We start from the raw sequence: 5321 nt of genomic DNA, 5'->3' as shown, positions 1-5321 counted from the left end.
CTCCTGCAGTTAATTCTGCTACGCCACCCTCTAATGTTTGCGTACGAATTTCAGGTCCTTTTGTATCTAAAAGAATGGCTACTGTTTTACCAGTGCGCTCTGAAGCTTCACGGATGTTAGCAATTCGTGCACCATGCTCTTCAAAATCTCCGTGAGAAAAATTCAATCTCGCTACATTCATACCTGCTTCAATAAGCTGAACCAATGTGTCTATTTGTTCACTTGCTGGTCCAATCGTACATACAATTTTAGTTTTACGCATATTCTGCCTCCTGTAATTGCTTATCTAATTATTTAAATGGAAAGCTCTTGTGATAGCTTGTACATTTCTAAATCAATAGTATGTGGTTCTGCTAAAATCTCATCAATATCATGATGAACCAATTTATTGTTTTGAATTCCTACTGTTCTGCCTGCTTCGCCATCAATTAATAAATCAACAGCTTTAGCTCCAAGACGACTTGCGAGTACACGGTCAGCGCCAGTAGGTGACCCCCCACGTTGAATATGGCCAAGAACAGTTACTCTTGTTTCCATCTTCGTTTCATCACTAATCCTTTTACCGAAATCAAAACCGCTGCCTGCACCTTCAGCAACAATGATAATACTATGCTTCTTACCACGCTCTTGTCCACGTTTAAGACGACTAATAATTTGATTCATGTCATAATCAGCTTCAGGAATGACAATCGTTTCAGCCCCATCTGCTAAACCAGACCAAAGCGCCAAGTCACCCGCATGACGTCCCATTACTTCAATCACGTAGGTACGTTCATGAGACGTTGCTGTATCACGAATTTTATCAATTGCATCAATAACGGTGTTTAAAGCTGTGTCAAAACCGATTGTAAAGTCAGTTCCAGGAATATCATTATCAATCGTACCAGGAACACCAATTGTCGGGAAACCATGCTCGGTTRGTTTTTGAGCYCCGCGGTAAGAACCATCTCCACCAATCACGACCAGCCCTTCAATACCGAATTTCTTTAACTGCTCAATTCCCTTTTTCTGACCTTCAAGGGTTTTAAACTCTTCGCATCGTGCTGTATAAAGCATCGTCCCACCGCGATGAATAATATCACCTACTGAACCGAGCTCCATTTTGCGAATATCACCGGCAATTAACCCCGCATATCCATAAGAGATTCCATACACCTCTACATCATGGAAAATTGCTTTACGAACGACCGCACGGATTGCGGCATTCATTCCTGGCGAATCTCCACCACTTGTTAATACTCCAATTCGTTTCATGAGTACTCCCTCCATCAATCAACTGAAATTTATATATCAAAAGGTGACTTATCATTAAAATCCCTTTTTTTACAAACATGTACTTCGTGGCTTTCCACCTATTATCATGCTCTCATTTTTAAAAAATACCACTTTAAAGCACTGAACACAATACAGATGCTTCCAAAACAAAAAGTGCTTTCTTTTGTACAGAAAGCACTTTACCTTATTCTACGCCATTGGTATCGTTTACAAACGTAAATTGTCCGATTTTTTTGTATTTTTGATAACGTTTGTTTACTAACTCATCTTTGGATAATATTTCCAATTCTTTTAGTGTAGCAGATAATATTCGATCAATGGCTTCGGCCYGACTTTGCACATCTCGATGTGCTCCGCCTTTGGCTTCTCGAATAATATCATCAATAACACCTAACTCTTTTAAATCAGGAGCTGTAATCTTCATCGATTCAGCTGCTTTTTGAGCAAGTGTTGCATCCTTCCATAAAAGAGCAGCTGCTCCCTCAGGAGATATGACTGAATAAGTCGAATTTTCTAGCATGAAAATTCGATCTCCTACTCCTAGTGCTAGTGCACCACCACTTCCACCTTCCCCAATAACGATGCAAACAACCGGTACCGTTAAACCAGACATTTCAAAAAGGTTTCTTGCAATCGCTTCACTTTGTCCTCTTTCTTCTGCTGCCATCCCAGGGTAAGCACCTTTTGTATCAATAAAGCATACAATTGGACGATTAAACTTTTCAGCCTGTTTCATCAGCCTAAGAGCCTTACGGTAACCTTCGGGATGAGGCATTCCAAAATTACGACGAATATTTTCTTTTGTGTCTTTTCCTCGTTGATGGCCAATGACGGTAATCGGTTTTCCGTGATATTTCGCGATACCACCTACAATAGCAGCATCATCTCCATATAGACGATCTCCATGCATTTCRAGGAAATCAGTAAACAAGAACTCGATGTAATCAAGAGTTGTAGGACGATCACTGTGTCTAGCAATTTGTACTCTCTCCCAAGCTTGAAGATTTCCATAAATGTCTTTTTCTAATTGTTGAAGTCTATTCTCAAGCTTCTCAATCTCATCACTTAAATCGATTTCTTTTTCATTTGTAAATGTTTTAAGTTCAGAGATTTTATCTCTTAATTCAACAATTGGTCTCTCAAATCCTAATTCACTCGCCATGTTCCTACACCTCCTTACGCATGTTGATGGATATCTAAAATAGTGGTCATCATTTTTTTCATTTCTTTACGTGGCACAACGCGATCAAGTTGACCGTGCTTCAATAAAAATTCAGCTGTTTGGAAGTCATCGGGTAACTCTTGACGGATCGTTTGTTCAATAATACGTCTACCTGCAAACCCTATGAGGGCACCAGGTTCTGCAAAATTATAGTCTCCTAGCGAAGCAAAACTGGCCGACACTCCACCTGTAGTCGGATGTGTCATAATGGAGATAAATAACCCTCCGTTTTGACTGAGCTTTTGCAAAGCAGCACTTGTTTTAGCCATTTGCATTAAGCTTAGGACACCCTCTTGCATGCGTGCTCCTCCTGAAGCTGAAAACATCAGGAATGGATAGTCCTTTTCAATTGCAACCTCTATCGCTCTTGTAATTTTTTCGCCTACAACTGAGCCCATACTTCCCATACGGAAACGTGCATCCATAACAGCTACTACAGCAGGAAAACCATTAATATCGCCTTCGCCTGTAACTACTGCCTCATTAAGATTCGTTTTTACTCTATCTGCTTCTAACTTCTCTTCATAGGTAGGGAAATCTAGAGGATTTTTTCCAATCATCATTTTGTCATATTCAACAAAACTTCCCGCATCTAATAAACTATTTATTCTCTCATAAGCCGTCATACGGTGATGATGCCCACAAGAATCACAAACATTTAAATTCTTTTTTAATTCTTTTGTATACATAATGGTTCGACAAGTAGGACATTTCGTCATTAACCCTTCTGGAACTTCTTGTTTTGCTCGTTCTGAAGGGATAGTGGCATATCGTTTCTTTTTCGTGAATAAATCCTTAAGCATTTCAGCACCTCACTAGCTTAAGACTCATATTTTTTTRGAGCATATGATAACTTGTTTAAAAATAGTACAACCTGTACTTTCATACTAAAACTAAAAACGACTATTCTCTAAATGTTTACGCATAGCTTCTAATGCATCATCTAATTGATTGTCGGCTAGAGCTTTAAAGATAGCTTCATGCTCCTTAATCGAAGCTGTAGGTCTTCCTTCTCTTTGAAGAGATTCCTTAATAGCAACCTTGTTATATTCCACCAGTGAAATCCAAATATTTAGGAGAAGTTGATTTCCACACGCTTCTACAATCGTCTTGTGAAATAAATAATCTTCATCTACAGGAAAATCACCATGCTTCCATTCCTCTTTTGATTGATCAATTAGCTCTTCTAGACGATCTAAAGCCTGCTGGTTCATTCTTCCAAAAGCTAAGCGAGTCGCTTCTAATTCTACAATTCGCCTAGTTTCTGTTAAATCCTGCTTTGCACTCTCGTCTTTTAATAAAAAAGAAAGAATAATACTGACCAGACGGTGACTATTAGCAGGCTTCAAAAAGGTTCCTTCACCTCTACGTGTTTCAATCAGGTCTAACAACTCTAAAGCTCTAAGAGCCTCACGCACAGAGGAGCGACCAACATTTAGTCGGTCGCTCAACTCGCGCTCTGAGGGAAGACGATCACCTTGTGATAGGTTGTCTTCTTTCATAATCTCATTAATCTTATTGATTATTTCGATATAGACTTTGGGTTGTTCCACTGTCATGAGTCAACCACACCTCATTAATTGCTTTGCCATTATTTATCTTGACCAATAATTGCAAGTTGACGAGTCTTTTCAGCAATTTGTTCTGGATCAACCTTCAAGCGAGCTACTCCTGTTTCCATAGCTGTCTTCGCAACAGCAGCTGCTACTGCAGGTGCTACACGAGGGTCAAATGGTGCAGGGATTACATAGTCAGCCGATAAGTCAGCTTCAGCAACTAGGTCTGCAATCGCATAAACTGCAGCTACTTTCATTTCTTCGTTGATATGTGTAGCACGAACATCTAATGCACCGCGGAAAATTCCAGGGAAGGCTAATACATTATTTACTTGGTTAGGGAAATCTGAACGGCCTGTCCCAATTACTTTAGCTCCTGCAGCTTTTGCTTTTTCAGGCATGATTTCAGGGACTGGATTCGCCATTGCGAAAATAATTGGATCTTCGTTCATAGTCTCAATCATCTCTTCAGTAAGAGCACCGGCTACAGATACACCAATAAATACGTCTGTGTCTTTAATCACGTCAGAAAGAGTGCCCTCTAGGCGATCACGGTTTGTAAACTTAGCTACTTCTGCTTTGACATCATTCATGCCGTAAGAGCGACCATCAAAGATAGACCCTTTAGAATCACACATAATAATGTCACGAACACCCATGCGTTGCATTAATTTAATAATAGCGATACCTGCAGAACCAGCACCGTTTGCTACCACTTTAATTTCCGACATTTTTTTACCAGTCAATTTAAGAGCATTAATTAGCCCTGCTAATGTAACGATCGCTGTACCATGTTGATCATCATGGAAAACAGGAATATTAGTTTCTTTCTTTAGACGTTCTTCGATCTCAAAGCAACTAGGGGCAGCAATATCTTCTAGGTTTACTCCACCAAAAGTAGGTTCCATTAATTTAACTGTTTCAACAATCGTATCAACGTCAGTTGAACGTAAGCAAATTGGGAAGGCATCTACTCCAGCAAATGATTTGAATAATACAGCTTTTCCTTCCATGACTGGTAGAGAAGCTTCAGGACCGATATTACCCAAGCCTAGTACAGCTGTTCCGTTACTAACAACAGCAACCATGTTGCCTTTCATTGTATATTCATAGACTGTTTCAACATCTTCAAAAATTTCTTTACACGGTTCTGCAACGCCTGGTGAATAAGCAAGACTTAAATCACGAGCGTTTTTTACAGGGACCTTTGATTTTGATTCTAACTTTCCTTGATTTGCGCGGTGAATATGTAGCGCTTCCTCTCTTAT

At 39.7% G+C, this 5321-nt stretch carries 6 protein-coding genes; all 6 read right to left on the bottom strand.

Annotated features, from left to right (window positions below; genetic code table 11):
* On the bottom strand, window positions 1–262 hold a 262-nt coding region (locus AB685_RS25970; RefSeq protein WP_047973486.1), incomplete at its 3' end, for a pyruvate kinase.
* A gap of 32 nt (window positions 263–294) precedes the next feature.
* Entirely contained in the window at window positions 295–1254 is a 960-nt protein-coding gene (pfkA, locus tag AB685_RS25965) for a 6-phosphofructokinase (protein ID WP_047973485.1), read from the bottom strand.
* A gap of 205 nt (window positions 1255–1459) precedes the next feature.
* Window positions 1460–2437 (bottom strand): acetyl-CoA carboxylase carboxyl transferase subunit alpha, encoded by a 978-nt coding sequence (accA, locus tag AB685_RS25960; RefSeq protein WP_047973484.1) that lies wholly within the window; start codon window positions 2435–2437, stop codon window positions 1460–1462.
* A 14-nt stretch (window positions 2438–2451) separates the two neighbouring features.
* Complete coding sequence (gene accD, locus AB685_RS25955) at window positions 2452–3300, bottom strand: acetyl-CoA carboxylase, carboxyltransferase subunit beta (protein WP_047973483.1); 849 nt, start codon at window positions 3298–3300, stop codon at window positions 2452–2454.
* A gap of 90 nt (window positions 3301–3390) precedes the next feature.
* Entirely contained in the window at window positions 3391–4056 is a 666-nt protein-coding gene (locus tag AB685_RS25950; RefSeq protein WP_047973482.1) for a FadR/GntR family transcriptional regulator, read from the bottom strand.
* A 32-nt stretch (window positions 4057–4088) separates the two neighbouring features.
* On the bottom strand, window positions 4089–5321 hold a 1233-nt coding region (locus tag AB685_RS25945), incomplete at its 5' end, for a malic enzyme-like NAD(P)-binding protein (RefSeq protein ID WP_241773386.1).

Source organism: Bacillus sp. LL01 (assembly GCF_001037965.1).
Note: the sequence above shows the minus strand (reverse complement) of the source record. Positions and strands in the feature narration are given on the sequence as shown.

Excerpts from the sequence above, each read along its gene's own strand:
- accD (WP_047973483.1), bottom strand. The coding sequence starts at position 3,300 with ATGCTTAAGGATTTATTCACGAAAAAGAAACGATATGCCACTATCCCT.
- AB685_RS25950 (WP_047973482.1), bottom strand. The coding sequence starts at position 4,056 with ATGACAGTGGAACAACCCAAAGTCTATATCGAAATAATCAATAAGATT.